At 43.0% G+C, this 16,527-nt stretch carries 17 protein-coding genes and 3 tRNA genes; 4 read left to right on the top strand and 16 right to left on the bottom strand.

What is annotated here, in order from left to right:
• Entirely contained in the window at positions 1–1,020 is a 1,020-nt protein-coding gene (locus LI82_RS01605) for an AI-2E family transporter (RefSeq protein WP_048193227.1), read from the top strand.
• 74 nt (positions 1,021–1,094) lie between these two features.
• Here the strand turns inward: LI82_RS01605 and LI82_RS01600 are convergent, their stop codons facing one another.
• From LI82_RS01600 to LI82_RS01585, 4 genes are all read right to left on the bottom strand, one after another.
• A complete protein-coding gene (locus tag LI82_RS01600) occupies positions 1,095–1,772 on the bottom strand; it encodes a CehA/McbA family metallohydrolase (protein ID WP_048193226.1) in 678 nt (225 codons plus the stop codon).
• A 242-nt stretch (positions 1,773–2,014) separates the two neighbouring features.
• Complete coding sequence (gene hflX / locus LI82_RS01595) at positions 2,015–3,262, bottom strand: GTPase HflX (protein ID WP_048193225.1); 1,248 nt, start codon at positions 3,260–3,262, stop codon at positions 2,015–2,017.
• Positions 3,263–3,422: 160 nt separating this feature from the next.
• On the bottom strand, positions 3,423–3,815 hold the full coding sequence (locus tag LI82_RS01590; RefSeq protein ID WP_048193331.1) for a DUF2209 domain-containing protein: 393 nt from the start codon (positions 3,813–3,815) through the stop codon (positions 3,423–3,425).
• A gap of 135 nt (positions 3,816–3,950) precedes the next feature.
• Positions 3,951–4,988 carry a lysylphosphatidylglycerol synthase transmembrane domain-containing protein gene (locus tag LI82_RS01585; protein ID WP_048193224.1) on the bottom strand — a complete coding sequence of 346 codons (1,038 nt, stop codon included), beginning with the start codon at positions 4,986–4,988 and terminating at the stop codon, positions 3,951–3,953.
• A 314-nt stretch (positions 4,989–5,302) separates the two neighbouring features.
• On the opposite strand from LI82_RS01585, the gene LI82_RS01580 reads away from it, so the two are divergent.
• From LI82_RS01580 to LI82_RS01570, 3 genes are all read left to right on the top strand, one after another.
• Complete coding sequence (locus LI82_RS01580; protein ID WP_048193223.1) at positions 5,303–5,902, top strand: diacylglycerol/polyprenol kinase family protein; 600 nt, start codon at positions 5,303–5,305, stop codon at positions 5,900–5,902.
• 109 nt (positions 5,903–6,011) lie between these two features.
• A complete protein-coding gene (locus tag LI82_RS01575; protein ID WP_048193222.1) occupies positions 6,012–7,142 on the top strand; it encodes a UDP-N-acetylglucosamine--N-acetylmuramyl-(pentapeptide) pyrophosphoryl-undecaprenol N-acetylglucosamine transferase in 1,131 nt (376 codons plus the stop codon).
• 95 nt (positions 7,143–7,237) lie between these two features.
• The gene (locus tag LI82_RS01570) at positions 7,238–7,570 is read left to right on the top strand and encodes an ArsR/SmtB family transcription factor (RefSeq protein ID WP_048193221.1); all 333 of its coding nucleotides are present in this window, start codon (positions 7,238–7,240) and stop codon (positions 7,568–7,570) included.
• Positions 7,571–7,684: 114 nt separating this feature from the next.
• On the opposite strand, the gene LI82_RS01565 is transcribed toward LI82_RS01570, so the two are convergent.
• From LI82_RS01565 to LI82_RS01510, 12 genes are all read right to left on the bottom strand, one after another.
• Positions 7,685–7,759, bottom strand: a tRNA-Ile gene (locus tag LI82_RS01565).
• A 21-nt stretch (positions 7,760–7,780) separates the two neighbouring features.
• Positions 7,781–7,853: transfer RNA gene (locus LI82_RS01560), tRNA-Asn, on the bottom strand.
• 136 nt (positions 7,854–7,989) lie between these two features.
• On the bottom strand, positions 7,990–9,015 hold the full coding sequence (gene amrS, locus LI82_RS01555) for an AmmeMemoRadiSam system radical SAM enzyme (RefSeq protein WP_048193220.1): 1,026 nt from the start codon (positions 9,013–9,015) through the stop codon (positions 7,990–7,992).
• Positions 9,016–9,234: 219 nt separating this feature from the next.
• Complete coding sequence (locus LI82_RS01550; protein WP_048193330.1) at positions 9,235–10,203, bottom strand: polyprenyl synthetase family protein; 969 nt, start codon at positions 10,201–10,203, stop codon at positions 9,235–9,237.
• A gap of 31 nt (positions 10,204–10,234) precedes the next feature.
• Entirely contained in the window at positions 10,235–11,578 is a 1,344-nt protein-coding gene (locus LI82_RS01545) for an RNase J family beta-CASP ribonuclease (RefSeq protein WP_048193219.1), read from the bottom strand.
• Between the two features lie 116 nt (positions 11,579–11,694).
• Positions 11,695–12,774 (bottom strand): type 2 isopentenyl-diphosphate Delta-isomerase, encoded by a 1,080-nt coding sequence (gene fni / locus LI82_RS01540; RefSeq protein WP_048193218.1) that lies wholly within the window; start codon positions 12,772–12,774, stop codon positions 11,695–11,697.
• A 15-nt stretch (positions 12,775–12,789) separates the two neighbouring features.
• Complete coding sequence (locus LI82_RS01535; RefSeq protein ID WP_048193217.1) at positions 12,790–13,563, bottom strand: isopentenyl phosphate kinase; 774 nt, start codon at positions 13,561–13,563, stop codon at positions 12,790–12,792.
• Positions 13,560–14,471: a mevalonate kinase gene (locus LI82_RS01530; protein WP_048193216.1), complete on the bottom strand. Its 912-nt coding sequence runs from the start codon at positions 14,469–14,471 to the stop codon at positions 13,560–13,562. The genes LI82_RS01535 and LI82_RS01530 overlap by 4 nt, the downstream gene beginning before the upstream one ends.
• Before the next feature lie 25 nt (positions 14,472–14,496).
• Positions 14,497–15,291, bottom strand: a complete 795-nt coding sequence (locus tag LI82_RS01525; RefSeq protein ID WP_048193215.1) for an MEMO1 family protein — start codon at positions 15,289–15,291, stop codon at positions 14,497–14,499.
• Positions 15,292–15,372: 81 nt separating this feature from the next.
• The gene (gene rpsB, locus LI82_RS01520) at positions 15,373–16,017 is read right to left on the bottom strand and encodes a 30S ribosomal protein S2 (RefSeq protein WP_081955700.1); all 645 of its coding nucleotides are present in this window, start codon (positions 16,015–16,017) and stop codon (positions 15,373–15,375) included.
• 10 nt (positions 16,018–16,027) lie between these two features.
• On the bottom strand, positions 16,028–16,210 hold the full coding sequence (locus tag LI82_RS01515; protein WP_048193214.1) for a DNA-directed RNA polymerase subunit K: 183 nt from the start codon (positions 16,208–16,210) through the stop codon (positions 16,028–16,030).
• Positions 16,211–16,420: 210 nt separating this feature from the next.
• A tRNA-Pro gene (locus LI82_RS01510) sits at positions 16,421–16,526 on the bottom strand.
• Position 16,527 lies beyond the last annotated feature (1 nt).

Below are 16,527 nucleotides of genomic sequence, written 5' to 3'. Positions count from 1 at the left end.
ATGAGAAAAGAACGATCTGTAAAGATGGTTTTAGCACTCCTATGTATAATCATACTTGCGATCGTGCTAAGCTATGCACTGCTACCCTACATCAATGCTTTTCTGGGAGCTTTTATCCTTTATGTAATATTCAAACCGGTATATTGCCTGCTTACAGAGCGATTCAAACTACGCAAGGATGCATCTGCGCTTTCCGTGATGATGATGTCAATAATACTGGTACTCATACCACTTTATTTCCTGTTCGTTTCTATCGTAGGAGAGCTCGAAATTGTCATCAGCAGCATTGCCACCAACATTAGCTATGTTGACATCACAGAGAACATAAACTACCTGAATGAGATAGCACCTGACCTGGACATCCAGGAAAAGGTGGTCAACATCGCATCCACTGTAGGTACATACACTAGCAAGTATATCTTATCAGCACTGCAGAATATCAGCGGTCAGATAATCTCCCTCACCATCATGTTCTTCTTACTATACTACCTGTTCACGTCCACTAACACAGGTTTTGATGATAAGCTCAAGGAATTTGTCCCATTCAATAATAGGAACACGGAGATAATTCTAAGAGAGCTCAAGAACGTCATACAGTCCACCCTCATTGCCACACTTCTAATAGCACTCCTTCAGGGAACTCTCATTGGCCTGACCTTCTATGCAATGGGAATACAAGGAGCAACACTCTGGGGAGCTGTCACTGCGATACTGTCATTTTTGCCAGTGGTCGGTGCCCCCCTTGTTTGGATCCCTGCAGCCATCATACAACTTGCATTAAAGAACTATGTTGCAGGTATTGCAATACTTGTAGTAGGCATTATTATCAGCAATATCGATAATGTCCTCAGGCCTTTAATTCAGAAAAAAGTAGGAGCAATGCACCCCTTTGTATCCCTGTTGGGAATATTTGTGGGCATCTATCTCTTCGGGATCATAGGTATCGTAGTAGGACCACTTTTGATATCAACATTCCTTTTGGTATTAAAGATGTTCAATGAAGAATATATTCAGGAATAATTGGCTGGCATATAATTTTATGTTGGGATAAAGAATAGTAAGAGCTCTGATAATGATCGCAATTGTATCTCAAATTATCCGGTTCGAATTCCTAAGGCAAGCTTCGCTTTTTTTATTTTACCAACTATCATTTGTTTGATAACATAGGAAGCAGGAGTTCTGCGACCTCCGAAAGTGACATTGCCTTCACGTATGGCACGGAGTACGGATTCTGCAGTCCTGTCCAAAGCATCTACCTCAGTATAGGAACAACCAACCATCTTCGCTTCGTGTGAATCACTTCCCCCCACCTGCGGGAAACCAAGCTCTTTTGCAACCCTTTTTGCCTTGTTATTGGCTCCACCGGTCACACACCTGGAATTAAGGACCTCCACAGCATCAGCATCAAGACCTTCAACATACCCGATACCATGAGATGTTATCTTAAAAGGATGAGGTATTATCACAACTCCTCCAAGCTCCCTTGCACGTTCTATGGTCTTCTCAGGAGTCATACCTGATTCGATGTCCCCATCAGGATCAAGCACGAGAATGTGTCCTTTAGAAGAGGTGACCTCAATGCCAGGGATAACGATGATATCAGAACCTAACTCTCTTGCCCTTCTGGCACAGGCAAGACCTCCCTCCCGAGTATCATGATCACATATTGCAACACCGTCAAGACCATTTTTTTTTGCAAATTCAAGAATAGAGTCTATTTCAGCATTGCTATCCTTTGAAAAACAGGAGTGAACATGAAGATCAATACGCATATAGAGAATGCTGTTCTCTCCGGTTATAAAGTTTTTGAAGAATGCCCTGCATAATTGGTCAAAAAAAGAAAAATAGGAGGACTAAAAAGCGAACGGGTTGAATCAAGTCGATTACATAGGGGATTTGTGGTGTAGTACTTAGGGGATGTATGGAGAATCCCGTTCGCAATTATACAAACGACTTTTTTGCATATAAACTTTTCGCACATATACGAACAAATATTAACTAAATGTTAATATTATTAATAAGAAATTGTGAATGGCTTTACTTTTTGAATTATCTCATCCCTTGCTTCTATTTCCATGAGAATGGAATCCCCGTACTCGATAGTGTGCACAATGCCTTCATCATAAAGCCATGATACCATGGACATCCCCTCTTCGGACATCGGGACAGATATTCTGCAATGTTCCCATTTAGGCAGGTTCTCATATAGAAGCTGTTGAAGTTCGCCAAGCCCTTCCCCCGATTTTGCAGATATCATGACCGGAGCAGGAGCAAGGTAACTGATCACTTCCATTTTTTCCTGCAGATCTTCATAAGGAATAAGATCAGTCTTGTTGAGGGCAGTAACTATCACAGCACCCTCTGTCCTTTTCCAGAAGATATCATGGCTGACTACCAGTTTTTGCCTTATGACATCCACAGGATCACTCATATCCACCACAAGAAGAATGATATCAGCCAGGAAGATCTCATCAAGAGTTGACCTGAAAGCATCCACCATCCAGTGCGGGAGGTCTTCGATAAAACCAACAGTATCTGTCAGAAGCATTTTTCTATAATTAATAGTGAGAGAACGTGTTGTAGGAGATAATGTCGTAAAGAGCATGTCCTCAACTATTGTCCCTTCCTCCACAAGTGACTGGAAAAGGGTGCTTTTGCCCGCATTCGTATAACCTGCCAGAGCTACAAGGGAAAATCCCCTTTCATGCCTGAAAGTGCGAAGTGACTCGCTCCCTTTGGATGAATGCAGAAGTTCGGTCCTGATCCTCACGATCCTTTTCTTAATATCCTGCTCATAAGAATCCTCATAACCACCAAGACCCATAAAACCCGGACGTTCCTCTTTCTTCAGCAACGAAACAATGGCCTTCGCCTTGGGAAGCTCATATTGCAACTTCGCAAGCTCTACCTGCAGTTTTGCACGTCTTGTGGTAGCCCTTGCAGCAAATATCTCAAGGATAAGCTGGAACCTGTCCATTACTTCACATTTGCAGGTCTCGGAAATATTATAGATCTGTGTAGTTGATAGCTGGTTGTTAAAAATTACTTTCTCAGCTTCAAGAGCCTCTACAAGCTCTGCGAGTTCATCTACCTTGCCACGACCTATCTGGTACTTCCGGTCAGGATATCTTGATTGCACCAATGTGCCAACAACCACATAATCAGCAGCATGTGCTAACTCTTTGAGCTCTGCCAGCTTCCGCTCATTTGCAGCAGTATCAGCATTCGGATCATTTCGTTGGACAACAATAGTTCTTTTCATAGTACACCCATGGATTGGATCATGCGGATACATGATATGATATTTATCGATAAGTAATAAACAAATTGATAGATGAATATAGGATTTAGTGATTAGTGATTGAATGAATGAATGAGCAGCTAGACTAATTGATAAATTAATCAATCAATCAATCAATCAATCAATCAATACCCAATTCCTTCATAAGAAGATTTCTGGAACTAAGGGACACATGGTGTGCAAATTCTATTGACAGCCTTTCGCTTAGAGATTCTTGATATTTGAACTCCCGCGAGAACATTCTCTGCGAAAGCCATTCCGGCTGATTGTACAGGTCCCCATGCTCCAATATAATGGTACCAGGGTAATTCATCTCCGCAACAGTTGTTTCGATAATATTGACAACATCTGCAATATCTGGTGCTGAAGATACCAGAAACGGTTTTACGGCGATCTGGGAAACTGATTCTATATGACTTGCAGAGACATTAACTGCAACAGCAGCACAGACCATGTAGTACCCTTGATTTATCCTGTGACGGCCTGATATGTCAACGGCTATTATTGGAAACATTATATTACTCGCATAGGCATTGTTCATTAATTCAAGTATCGGTTCCGGTTATTGGTAATTCAGGTATTCCAGTTCATCTATTTGTTTAAATATTTATTTAAACACTAATTAAAGAATTCGAAATATTCGAGGACATCATTTCATGAGGTTGCGAATATAATCTGCATCCTTGAGTATTTTGAAACTTACAAAGCCACCTACAATGAGATTCATATAAAGTGTGAAAACACGCCATGCAATGACGACTATACCAACCATGTAGGCGGGAACGAACACCGAGAACAGGGAAGTTGCACCAAGCTCGGCAACACCACTTGAACCCGGAGTAACCGGGATGACCAAAAGGATCATCAACAGGACCTGTGCAGCAAATGAGATAATGATAGAAGGTGGCTGGTTCAATCCCATGAGGATCACCGGGACCATGGCAAATTCAACCAGCCAGAAGAGGATGGTATAGATACTACCAAATAACAGTCCCCTACGACCTTTTGTCACAAAGAAGGCCATGCTGTAATGGAAATCCTCGATGACCATATCCATTTTACTCATGATCCTTTCTAGACGGGGGTCGTTTCCTTTACCCAGGAATCCTGCGATCCGATGAAGCATAAAGTTAAGGGCTTTCCTTGTGTGATGAGGGTGCCAGACCGCATATATGACCATTATGAACACAAGTATCAGAGCTATTTCTCCAGCCATTATTACTATGTCCAGACCGGAAGTTGATATTACCCTGCGGAACAGGTGCAAAGCAACTGGAGCTGCCATCATGATCAGTATACCGTCAAGTAGCCTCTCACCAAGTACAACTGCAGTGGCATTCCCAACAGGCACACTATCCTGGTTGAGCAGATGAATTCTCAAAGGTTCTCCGCCAATTGATGATGGAGTGACGGATGCAAGAAAAGTGCTTGAAGTAACGATCTCAACAGACCTCGACAGTCCCACCCTGAAACCTAGTGAGTTGCACATTGTCTTTGTCCGCAACCCCCAGAACATGAAGGAACTCAAGTGAAGAAATGCAGCAGTCAGAAGGAACTCCGGCCTGATATCATGGATAAGTTCCAGTGTTTGTGGATCTACTGTGTAGAACATAACAAAAAAAATGGAAATAGCACTTATGAGAAGCGAAACTGACAGCCATTTCCTTAGATTGTTCACATAAATCATTCCTGTAACTAACGGGCATTTCAGTTAAAATATTGTTATTGAATATATCTCTAGTCCCATATAATTGATTTGTTTTTATATCGAATGCATTGATCAGACATATAAACAGGGAATATGATGCCACCTAATTCATCCAGGATAAAAAAGAAGATTCAATCGATTTTAAATACATTTTAATCCAATCTCATAAAGAAATATATAGCACATGAAAAATATTTAAAACATGGTGTCCTGAAAAAGATCGAAGAATGAAGAGTCCCTGCAGAATGAAAACTAATTAAATCACAATGAGACTGGGCCTAGAGGAAGTAAAAATGTTATCACATATCCAAAACTCTGTTTTTTTCAAAGAATTTTTCAGAAAAAGCATACACTTTGTATCTTTGTTTATTGTTATTTTATACTATTATTTTGGAAAAAGTTTTACACTTAATTTTTTGACACTGGTCCTTTGCTGTTTCCTGGTAATAGAATATTTCCGAGTAGAAAAAGAATTAAAGATCCCAATTGTCTGGAAACTTTATCGATCAAAGGAAAAAGACAAACTAAGTGGAAATATATATTTTTTGATCGGAAGTATAATCGCCATAAGCATTTTCTCAAAAGAAGTTGCATCTGCAGCAATATTAATGACAACTTTTGGTGATAGTGCAGCAGCCCTGATAGGAATAAGTTACGGTAAAAGGTGGATTAAATCTCTTCCAGACAGGGCATGGGAGGGGGTTATTTCTGAATACCTCGTAAACCTTGCTATTGGATACTTGTTCCTTTCAAATTGGATAGTAGCCATAATAATGGCTTCAGCAGCCACGATCGTTGAGACCCTGACATACAAATTAGACGATAATCTATTAATTCCATTATTTTCAGGTATTGTTGGACAAATTGTTTTAATAGTTTATTTATCACTATAATAAGATCAATTATCCTAAAATGAAAAATATAAAATAAAAAGAATGAAAGGACAGATCTGAATCAGATCGACTTTATTAATAAAAGAAATTTCAGGGACAGGATATCACTATGAGAATAATGCTCTTTGTTTGCGGAGAAGGACTTGGACATACAAGCCGCTGCATTCCACTTGCACAACAAATGCAATCAGCCGGTCATGATGTGAGGATCGGTGCCTACGGATATTCCAGGGAGCTTATTGAAAAAAAAGGACTGAAAACAATAGAGATTCCCCCGGAAATTCAGCTTGTGGGCAATGCCGGGAGCCTTGATCTTAAGAGATCGATCATTGCCACCATCAAAAGTGGTCAATTGCTCGGGATCAGAAAGGTCAGCAGGCAACTGAAAGAATTCAAACCACAGGTAGTTGTATCAGACAGTTATTACACTGCAACCCTTGCTGCCATGTTCAAAAGGATCCCCGTACACCTCATAATAAACCAGTCCAACATGGAGGAATTCTTCTACAATAAGGGGATGTGCATGAAAGTCATTGGCAGGATCATAAAGAGATTCTATAATGCGATATTCAGGAAGGTTGACGGTATCATCGTACCGGATTATCCCATGCCGCATACCATCTGTCGCCTGAACCTTGATCTTGAAAATGAAATTGAAGACGCTGTGTTCTACAGTGGACCCCTCGTCGGGAAAAAGTATGAAGAGGTGACCGAAGCAGACCTTGCCAGGCCGCATGTACTTTCCACAGTTGGTGGTTTCGGATACCGTGAACCTATATTTCGAAAGGTTATCGAAACAGCAAGACTGGATACTGCGATCAATTATACCCTCCTGTCCGGCCCAAGTGTTAATCCCGATGACTTCAATGACCTGCCAGAGAACGTGACCATACTCAGGTTCATTGAGGACCAGTTCCCATACATAAAAAGTTCCGACCTTGTAATTGCACCCGGGGGCCACAGTACGATGATGGAAGCTCTTTCATTTGGCATCCCCATGTTATCTTTCCCGGACATCGAACACAACGAGCAGGAAAATAACGCCACTGCACTGGAAGAGGATGGCTGTGGAAGAAAGCTGGACTATTCCATATCCCAAAAACAGCTCCTTGAATACATACATGAGACCACAGATCAAGGAAAGTTACTTGAAAAAAGCAGAGAGTTACATGACCTCTCCAGAGAACTCGATGGACCTTCTGCCATTACAAGGATGTTGGAATCAAAGTACATGAAATGAAAGCACACTACAAAAGATATTTCAATTCCGATACCATTAATGGATATCAGAATGATAACAGCGTTTACTCAATACTATTTCAATGGGTGCATTAAATGATAATTCCTGAACCGATCGAAAATGAAGTGAAGCTACTTGGAGGAACTGAAGGTATTGCATTGAGGATCGCAGATGATGACAAAATTGCCAGGCAAAGCGGCATCCATCATGCACTATCATCCTCCATCCGCCTGAAGATACTCAACCTTGTGCTGGTGCAGCCCTTGTGCGTCTGCCTGATCAAGGATATCACAAATATGCCCGATTCAAAACTCTCCTACCATCTTTCAATTCTTGTGGACAATGGACTTATCCGCCGTGAGAAAAGTGGTAACTGGATAATCTATCACCCAACAGAAGAAGGCAGGAAATATAAGGTGGAACCTTAAAACAAAAAAGCCTCTTTTTTATCTTGTTTCTTGCTATTTCTTATTTTTAAGATCTAAAAGAGATAGTTTAACTTAATTGAAAATAAATAAAACTTTATTAAAAAGAATTTGAGATGGGCCTAACCGGATTTGAACCGGTGATCGCCCGGTTATGAGCCGGGCGCTCTAACCTGACTAAGCTATAGGCCCTCAGAAAAAGCAAGTAAAATACGCCGCCAACAGGGCTCGAACCTGTGACATTCTGATTAACAGTCAGACACTCTACCAACTGAGTTATAGCGGCACTTGATCGCGCTTCAACGCACGATTCCTCCTAATGCAGTTCTGGAATTTAAACCTTTTGTTCGAAGCGGCAAAAAGGCTGGCAACAAGCAGGAAAATCAGCAATTTTCAGCCATATTCCCGCCTCAAAGTGGCTTTCAAAGCCCGCCGTACTCACCATAAATGTCAATAGGTTCTCCACAATTGCGGCACTTGTGCTCCGGAGTAATATTATACTCGCTTACATCGAAGAGTCCACGCCCTATCAGCAATTCACCACAGGAAGGACAGTATGTGCTTTCATACTGGTGACCGAACACGTTTCCAATGTAAACATACTTCAGACCTTCATCCAACGCAATGCCATGGGCCATTTCAAGAGTTTTCACCGGTGTAGGCGGCAGATGCTTCATCTTATAATGCGGCTGGAAGCGTGTAAAGTGTATAGGAGTGTCGGCACCCAGATTTTCACATACCCAGGCAGAGAGTTGCCGCAGCTCATCCTCTGAATCGTTCAGTGTCGGAATAACAAGATTTACGACCTCCACATGCATTCCAAGTTCTCTTGCCAGCTTTGCAGACTCCAGCACAGGTGCAAGCTTTGCACCCACAGTTTCCTTGTAGAACTCTTCCGTAAAAGCTTTGATATCCACCCTGAAAGCATCAAGATAAGGAGAGATATGTCGCAGTGCTTCCGGAGTGATGTAACCGTTGGTCACATATACTGTCCCAAGTCCGGCCTCCTTTGCCAGCTTTGCAGAATCATAAGTGTACTCATACCAGATGGTCGGCTCGTTGTAGGTCCAGGCAATGGAAGCGGACCCTGTAGCAATTGCCCTGTTTACTGCTTCCTCAGGAGTAATCTCCACGGATACGGCCTCATCCAGCCTGACCTGGGAAATGGTCCAGTTCTGGCAGTGCTTGCATCTGAAATTACATCCAATGGTACCCAGGGAATAAGATTTTGAACCCGGTTTAAAGTGGAACAGTGGTTTCTTCTCTATCGGATCAACTGCCTCACTGGAAACTGTGTTGTATATCAAAGAATAAAGAGTACCATCTCGGTTCTCCCTTACACCGCAGATACCTCTTTTACCAGAAGATATCCTGCATCTGTGATTGCAAAGATTGCATCTCACTTTCCCCTCATCCAACTTTTCATAGAACATTGCTTCTTTGAGCATTAGATTCCCCAAGACAACATTATCACAGATACTTAAAAACCTTCTTAGATAGATGGAACCAGATAAGATAAACTAAGTGGAATTAACAAGAATTGAATTAATAAGAATTGAATTAAGAAAACCGTAATAATGATCGAAAATAAAAATATAGAAAAAGAAGAAATATTCCCCTTCACCATGGAAAGGGAAACGAAACAACGAATGACCGAAACGAAAGGATCAATAGTTCCTGGTTACCATGTAGTCTGCGATAGCAAGCAGAAGATCCTTTGCTTCGGAGTCTTCAAGAATATCGAGCATCTTTTTACCATTTTCAAGGTAAGATGCAGAAAGTTCCTGTGCATGTCCAATTGAACCGGATTTTTCAAGTATGGCAACTGCCTCATCAATCTGTTCTGAAGTAGCAGTTCCGCCTTTTCCGAATATGTCAAGTTCAACGCCATTATTTAGAGCGTGAATCGCGATAAGTGTCCTCTTGCCTTCTATCAGGTCACTTCCACGGACCTTACCGAGGATCTCCTCCGGAGTCACCATGTCAATGACATCATCCTGTATCTGGAAACTGATACCCACAAGACGACCAAACTCATAAAGTGCATCCGCAACCTCATCGGAAGCTCCGCCAAGCAGAGCACCGACCTTTGCCACTGCACCATAGAGCACAGAAGTCTTCTTCTCCACCATCTCAAGATACTCTTCTTCTGAAACAGAATCACGAGTCTCGAAATCAATGTCCATCCACTGACCTTCACATATTTCAGTACAGGTCTTTGAAAGAAGAGCAACGCACTTCAGTATGCGTGCAGGATCCTTCTCCATAGATGAGATGATCTCAAAAGCTTTGGAATAGAGAGTATCTCCTGCAAGGATAGCACCCTCACTGCTCCACTTTACATGAACAGAAGGCATTCCACGCCTGACATCATCATTGTCCATTATATCGTCATGAACAAGGGTGAAATTGTGAACCAGTTCCACAGCTACTGCTGCCGGAATAACTGACATGGGATCTCCACCCACAGCTTCAGTTGCAAGCATAAGGACTGTAGGACGGAGGCGTTTACCGCCTGCATCCGGCAAGTATCTTGATGCTTTGTAAAGCTCTTCAGGATGTGCGATCGGAAGAAGCTCCTCGATCCCTTTATCAACATGCACACTTCGTTTTTTTATTTCATCCATAAGATCCATACTAACCACGACCATGTTATAATTCAAATGATCATTCTTCAATATATAATTCTTCACCATTTCTCAACAGGTGTACAGTATCGCCCAGAACGTATCCGGCATCTTCTGCCATCTCAATATAAGCACTGTGCATCTCGATAGTACCGTGAGCAGGGATAACGTGTTCCGGATTGATCAACCTCAGAAGTTCCCAGTGGTCCTCACGATAAGCGTGGCCTGAAACGTGCACGTTATCATAGATACGTCCACCCCTCATTCGGATCTTGGTTTCCAGTGCATAGCGGTTTGCCTGCGTCATTGGACTTGGGATCACGTTTGCAGAGAAGATTATACGGTCACCGGACTCAATTTCATAAGGAGTATCACCTTTTGCAACTCGTGAAAGAATAGCACCAGGTTCACCCTGATGACCAGTTACAATAGGCAGGTATTTTTCCTTCCCTTCTTTCATGATCTTCTTGAACGCCTTATCGATATCCTTCCTCTTACCGTAGATCTCTACATTATCAGGGAAATCAATGTATCCCATATTCTTTGCAGTTACTACATACTTGTCCATGGAACGACCCATTAATACAGGAATACGACCCATCTCTTCAGCGAACTGAATGATCGAGTTAATACGGGATATGTGGGAAGCAAATGTCGTTACAATCATTCCAACATCAGATTCCTCTGTACCAAGAAGTACATCACGGACCATGTCATGAGCGATCCTCTCAGAAGGTGTTTTTCCTGCACGTTTTGCATTGGTACTCTCTACCATCATGCAGATAACGCCTTCCTGCCCGAGTTCCCTGAGCCTGTCAAAGTCCGGCTGTTCGCCCAATGTAGGTGTACGGTCAAGCTTGAAATCACAGGCATAAAGTACAGCACCTGCTGGTGTGTGGACTGCTACGAACACAGCATCAATTATACTGTGCTGGACACGTATCAGCTCAATAGATACCTCATCATTGACCTGGTAGATACCACCTGCTTCAACAGGGATGATCCGGTTCTTTACACCGAACTTGCGTTCTGATTCGATCTGCTGCTTAACAAGAGCTACGGTGTACGGAGTACCGATGATCGGTGCAGTGTACCTGTGTGCAAGCTTTGAGATCGCACCAATGTGATCAAGGTGCCCGTGTGTACAAACGATAGCAGCGACGTTGCCATTAACCTGCTTCATAATAGTATCATCAGGTATAGCACCCATCTCTATCAGTTCAAGAGAATGCATCTTATCAATTTCCACATCCTCATGGATCTGGACCCTATCTAATCTAAGACCCATATCTACGATAATGATGTCTTCGTCAACCCTTATAGCAGTCATGTTGCGGCCCATTTCATTATATCCGCCAACTGCTATTATTCCAATATCTGTCATATTTTCCTCCAATAAATTTCGGTTACTTTCAATACAAATTATTCCTTTGGTCCCTTGACCAAAAAATGAATGTGAATTTTTTAATATTGATCGATCTTTTCCAGATACGATCTCATTTAGAGCTTGTTTATGTCAAAACCACGCTGCGTAATGTATTCCTTTGTCCAGCCTGTGACTACTGCCTTAGACTCAGTACGAAGCTCACTGACAGTTCCGCATCCGCAAAGGAACATTGCAACCCTCAGTTCATTAAGCATGGCTGACAAACTTTCCACCACTGCATCCTTTCCGATCAGTGCAGGTGCTACAAAAGGAAGTGCTGCACTGGCAGCATATGCACCAAGAGAGAGAGATTTTGCAATATCAAGGCCTGTTCGGACACCACCTGTGGCTATCACAGGAAGGGAACTTCTGCATTCAACAACACTGGAAACCGTCGGGATACCAAAATCCCAGTACAGATTGCCCAGATCCTCGAAAATCTTATCACCGCTTTCCCTTGCCCGATAGACTTCCACACCGGACCAACTCGTCCCGCCAACTCCGCCGACATCTATTGCACTGACCCCTGCATTTTTAAGCATTTGCGCATCTTCTTTTGAGATCCCAGCGCCTGTTTCCTTTGCAACGATCGGGACCTTCAATGAGCATACTTCTTCTATAGCTTCAAGTACCCCGGTAGCATCCCTGTCGCCTTCAGGCTGTATAGCCTCCTGAAGGAAGTTAAGATGAACTGCCATTGCATCTGCATCCAGCATTTCCACAAGCCTTTCAATGGATTCTATATCGTATTCCCTTAGCTGGGCTGCCCCGATATTCCCATAGACAAATGCATTCGGAGCCACATCACGCACAATACTGAACGAATCTTCCTGTTCAGAATCCTCTATGGCAGCCCTCTGACTGCCTACACCAATACCAACGCCCATTTCTTCAGCAGCTTCTGCAAGTGCTGCATTTACCGGCTTGGTATCCGGGTGACCTCCGGTAATGGATGCTATCAAAAAGGGTGCCTTAAGCTCCCTTCCAAGAAATTCAGTGGAAAGATCGATCTCATCCATATTGATCTGAGGCAGTGCTCTGTGTACAAGCATCACATCATCGAATCCTGATGTGACATCCTTTGACTCTACCGGACGCTGCGCACAATGCTCAAGATGTTCTATCTTTCTCCTGGATGTACTCAAATTTATCAAACCTGTAAACGTATATTATGAATCTTTAATTGCAGTTCCGATATTCTCGCCATTAAGAAAACTCGAAACATTACCTGCAACTGTTGCATTGAATATATATGAAGTTATACTTGATGTTTTTCCAAGCTCCAGCATCTCAAGCACTTTCCCAAGCATGCCACCGGTCACATCCGTACCTGCCGAACCACCGATATATCTCCTCATATCTTCAAAATTATCAGAAGTGATCACAGGAATAGTGTTGCCTTTATCGTCAAGGACACCATTTGCAGCACTTCCAACACCAATGCGGGAAGCACCAAGTGTCGTTGCAAGATAAGGTATTACCTGATCACCTGATACGATAGATACGCCTTTTTCAGTATCCATTACAACATCACCATGCAATACAGGTACAAGACCCTTTTCAAGCATCAAAAGGATGCTGCCCAGATACATCTCTGAGATCCTGCCATCCTTTGCAACAGTACAACCCATTGGATGCACTGCGATCGCATTGACACCTTCTTCATCCAGAATGTCCACGACGATCCTGTTCAAAGATTTCACAGCCTTGTGGGTGACAACCGCACCTTCTGCATGGAACCTTTCGGTAAGAGCATACCTCTTCGCCTGAGGATGACCAAATGAACCGGCACCATGAACAATGATAAGTTTCCCTTCAAATCCTGAGATCTCACGCGCAATGCGGACTATCTCCTCTTCCCAGGCAAGACCATCCTCCGAATTCTTGTCGGTGATGACGCTCCCGCCAATTTTCAATATTGTGATATCGTTTGTTGAACTCACTGGGATTCCACCCTTACACCAATATCTGTTGCTTTTGTCACAACCACTTCCCCGCCTGCAGAAGCAATGGCAGCAGCTACCTCACTCACACATTCATGTGGAGCGATCGCCACCATACAACCACCGCCTCCTGCACCGGTAATCTTTGCACCATATGCACCACTGTTACGGGCAGCATATGTAAATGAACTTAATTCAGAACAGCCTACGCCAATTGCATCCAGAAGCCCTTGATTAATATTCATAAGCTTGCCGACGGAAACATAATCCTTTGCATTCACAAGCACCTCACCTGTAGCTGACATCATTCCAATGGATGACAGAACGGGGCCTATAACATCAGGGAATTTATCATTAAGCTCTGCAACGTTTGCTACAAGCTCCTTTGTCGAAGAGAAGATATTGGTGTTACCAATAACAATAGCACAATCAAGAAGATCAAGCCCTTTGCGTTGGGGGATCATGACAACTCCACCCATGGTACATACATATGTATCCGTCTGACTTGCAGCACCCTGTATCCTCTGCTCGACCTCATGCCCCATCCGTGCAATATCATCAAGCTCAAGACCAGTGCCAAGCAAAGCATCCAATGCTTTTATTGTTGCTATAGTAACAGCAGCAGACGATCCAAGTCCGGAACCAACGGGTATCTCGGACTCGATGCTGATGCTTACACCTTCAAGAGATGATATATCCTGGAAACGCTCTACAACCGCTGAAACATAAGGATGGGTTTTAAAGTCAATATCTGTAGTACCGAGGCTGGAACTAATAGTAATGGAATCTGCAGGGGCAACACTTACACGTGTGCGTATATCCACTGCACAGCAAATAGCGGGTTCACCGTAAACTACGGCATGTTCACCGAAAAGATAGACTTTCCCCGGTGCGGAACATGTGATCATCTTAAAAGCCCCTTTGTACAGAATTTCATTCCACAATTATGCCAGCATATCCTACAACATTAGGATCGCCTGAAACCTCTCCGCTTGTGGCGTATTTGATTAATTTGACGCTCTTTGCACCGTATTCCTTTGCAGCGCTCAACATCGCTGAGATCGGACCATATCCACAGGCCGAGATGTTCTCCTCAGATCTTCTGCGATAGAGTTCAGGTACATCCATATCCAGAATGGCTTCTATCAGGTAATGGTCTACACGTTCAGCATGCTCTACAGGGACATAATGCGACATATCACTTGATGCGATGAAAACTACTTTCTTCCCAGACTCTTTGGCTGCACGTGCAACTTCCTGACCGACTTCCACAGCAGTTTCCTCATCCTGTAAACCCATACATATAGGAAGGATCTTGAAATCATTCCCGAACCTGTGCTGAAGGAAAGGTATCTGCACTTCTATGGAATGCTCATACCTGTGGGCGATCTCATCCATATCGATAATGGTACCTGCAAGAAGCTTGCCAATATCCTTATCGGTTTCGACCTCCCCAAGTGGAGTCTTCCACGTATCCTGTGACATCGCCACAGGAGAGCCATAACCCGTATGATTCGGTCCAAAAAAGATGTACGTATCAGCTTTAGGTAAGGTCGCATAAACATTTGCTGCAACTGACCCCGAATAAACATATCCTGCATGGGGAACTACTGCCCCGATAACATCGCGAGGAGTTACCTCAATGCCACTAAAACATCTGGAAACCTCTTTTTTGAGGGTCTTCGGACTTAACGGATAGAACTGGCCTGCAACAGTTGGTTGTCTCATACTATTGTCACCTCTTGCGCCCAAAAATAGAACATCTGCTGTATGAGCAGTGATGCAACGAAAAAAATGAGAACAGGTCGTTTAAAGACCTGTTTCAAAATCGGTTAACTCGTAATTGAAAGGAATGCCCCTTTCGTTTGCAACTTCCCTTGCAAGAAGCCAGTAAACAAGTGAAAGTGCTTTCCTACCCTTGTTGTTGGTTGGGATAACAAGATCGACATTGGATGTCATGTTGTTGGTATCACAAAATGCAACTACAGGAATACCCACGCTGACAGCTTCCTTGATTACCTGTGCATCTCCTGCAGGATCTGTCACAATAATTGCATCTGGCTCATAGAAACCTTCCTGTACAGGGTTTGTAAGAGTACCTGGAATGAACCTTCCAACTCTTGAAACTGCGCCTACTGCCTTGGAGAACATTGTTGCAGGATACTGACCGTACTGACGTGCGGATACAACAAGTATTCTGGAAGGATCATATTTTGAAAGGAAATGTGCAATTGACCTGATCCTCTCATCTGTTGACTGGATGTCAAGCACGTAAAGACCATCTGTCCTTACACGGTAGACGAACTTCATCATATTCTGGGTCTTCTGCTGTGTACCAATGTGTACGCCTGCTGCCAGATATTCATCTATAGGCACTAATGATGTTGATTCGGTTGCTTCCTGTGCTGCTGCGCTTTCTTCAGCATTGACTTCAATGTTTTCTGTAGATTCCATAAAATTCACCTCAATTATTCTTAATTCTCTTCACTGTAACTGGTATAACACCTTTCTCAAATTCCAATGTGGCTATGTGCAGCGAATCAGTGCTATCATCTTCGATCAGTATTGGAGCTTCCATTGCTATCTGAAGTGATCTCGCACCGATGATCCTTGCACGCTCATATCTAGTAAACTTCTCTTTGCTCAAATGATCACCTTATAAAAAGTCCGTCATTAGAAAGAACAATTTGGATATATCGATAAGTGATATTATATATTAACAAATAACCATGAACCAAAAGTAGTTTTATTCATTTGTTAGTTTGGTCTGTTAAATATGAAATGGTATTCGGAATCCCTCCGAATATGGTCATATACAATCTCAGCTGCCTATCGGTAATCCCTGTAAAAGGAATCATGGGACCGCTGAGATTTGAACTCAGGTACCGGCGTGGTTCGCACAGACTTGAAAGAAGAACCGTGTCCCGAACGCCGAAGGATGGTCCAGGCTACCCTACGGTCCCT

The sequence above is a fragment of the Methanococcoides methylutens genome, from assembly GCF_000765475.1.
GTDB lineage: Archaea > Halobacteriota > Methanosarcinia > Methanosarcinales > Methanosarcinaceae > Methanococcoides > Methanococcoides methylutens.
This window is presented reverse-complemented; position numbering and strand designations above follow the sequence as displayed.

Coding starts and splice junctions, on each gene's coding strand:
- LI82_RS01605 (WP_048193227.1), top strand. CDS start 1: ATGAGAAAAGAACGATCTGTAAAGATGGTTTTAGCACTCCTATGTATA.
- LI82_RS01600 (WP_048193226.1), bottom strand. CDS start 1,772: ATGCGTATTGATCTTCATGTTCACTCCTGTTTTTCAAAGGATAGCAAT.
- hflX (WP_048193225.1), bottom strand. CDS start 3,262: ATGAAAAGAACTATTGTTGTCCAACGAAATGATCCGAATGCTGATACT.
- LI82_RS01590 (WP_048193331.1), bottom strand. CDS start 3,815: ATGTTTCCAATAATAGCCGTTGACATATCAGGCCGTCACAGGATAAAT.
- LI82_RS01585 (WP_048193224.1), bottom strand. CDS start 4,988: ATGATTTATGTGAACAATCTAAGGAAATGGCTGTCAGTTTCGCTTCTC.
- LI82_RS01580 (WP_048193223.1), top strand. CDS start 5,303: ATGTTATCACATATCCAAAACTCTGTTTTTTTCAAAGAATTTTTCAGA.
- LI82_RS01575 (WP_048193222.1), top strand. CDS start 6,012: ATGAGAATAATGCTCTTTGTTTGCGGAGAAGGACTTGGACATACAAGC.
- LI82_RS01570 (WP_048193221.1), top strand. CDS start 7,238: ATGATAATTCCTGAACCGATCGAAAATGAAGTGAAGCTACTTGGAGGA.
- amrS (WP_048193220.1), bottom strand. CDS start 9,015: ATGCTCAAAGAAGCAATGTTCTATGAAAAGTTGGATGAGGGGAAAGTG.
- LI82_RS01550 (WP_048193330.1), bottom strand. CDS start 10,203: ATGGATCTTATGGATGAAATAAAAAAACGAAGTGTGCATGTTGATAAA.
- LI82_RS01545 (WP_048193219.1), bottom strand. CDS start 11,578: ATGACAGATATTGGAATAATAGCAGTTGGCGGATATAATGAAATGGGC.
- LI82_RS01530 (WP_048193216.1), bottom strand. CDS start 14,471: ATGATCACATGTTCCGCACCGGGGAAAGTCTATCTTTTCGGTGAACAT.
- LI82_RS01525 (WP_048193215.1), bottom strand. CDS start 15,291: ATGAGACAACCAACTGTTGCAGGCCAGTTCTATCCGTTAAGTCCGAAG.
- rpsB (WP_081955700.1), bottom strand. CDS start 16,017: ATGGAATCTACAGAAAACATTGAAGTCAATGCTGAAGAAAGCGCAGCA.